The sequence below is a fragment of the Rhizobium sp. 01T444 genome, from assembly GCF_056398305.1.
Map to the genome: position 1 here is coordinate 1 of NZ_JBFTPD010000133.1, position 812 is coordinate 812.

Genomic DNA, 812 nt, shown 5'->3' on the forward strand with positions numbered 1-812 from the left:
GTACCTCCCTTAGGTTTTTGAACCGAGCCCAAGTTCCCCGATGCATCGCGACCGTCGGAATCGATACGCCGTGCCGCTGCGCGATCCGCTGCAGTTGCGCGAGCAGGTGCTGCAACAGGTCCCAGCCGTCGAAATCATCGATGATGAGCTTGTACTTGACCAGCGAGCGGTTCTCCAGCGGCTGGGCGGGTTCGCTCGCGCCGAGCCAGCGCTCCGACAGGAAGCCGCCGGCCACGCTGCCGTAGCACTTCGCGGCACTGCTGCAGTTCGTGTCGGACCAGTATCCCGCGTGGACCGTCGGCCTGGCCGCGGGCACGGGATTCCTGCTGGCGCTGGGCATTGCTGGCGCCCTTCGCGGCGAACTTCTGGGCCACGGCCGTGCCGCAGCGGGAGGCGGGCTTGATCGCGATGGCCATCAACGACGCGACCACGATCCGCCGCGATCGCGCTGGGCTTGCAGGACCCCAGCCTGGCAGACATTGCGGCACCCGGCATGCCGGTCTCGGCGGTCCGGGCAACCCAAACCACAGGATAGGGTCGGCGCGGGACGAAGTCCGATGCCGATGTCAGGCCAGATCGCGAATGGCCTGCAAGGTCGACGGATCGTCGATGGTCGTCAGGTCGCCGGGATCGCGCTGTTCGCAGACCGCCTGGATCGCCCTGCGCAGCAGCTATGGCGGCGGCGGCTACGGCACGGCGCCGGCTTCCGCCCCGACCGGCGCGCCGGCGGGCGTCTACCTCGATGGCCGGAAGTACATGCGCGACACGCTCAAGCTGTTCGACGGCATTCGCGAGAAGGTGGGGTTCGATGT

1 protein-coding gene and 1 pseudogene are annotated in these 812 nt (G+C 68.0%); one reads left to right on the plus strand and one right to left on the minus strand.

What is annotated here, in order from left to right; genetic code table 11:
• Positions 1 to 247: pseudogene (locus tag AC1DTN_RS37555) on the minus strand (hypothetical protein); the annotation flags it as partial.
• Positions 248 to 582: 335 nt separating this feature from the next.
• On the opposite strand from AC1DTN_RS37555, the gene AC1DTN_RS37560 reads away from it, so the two are divergent.
• Positions 583 to 812: hypothetical protein (locus tag AC1DTN_RS37560; protein WP_477925193.1), on the plus strand; the 230-nt coding region annotated here is incomplete at its 3' end.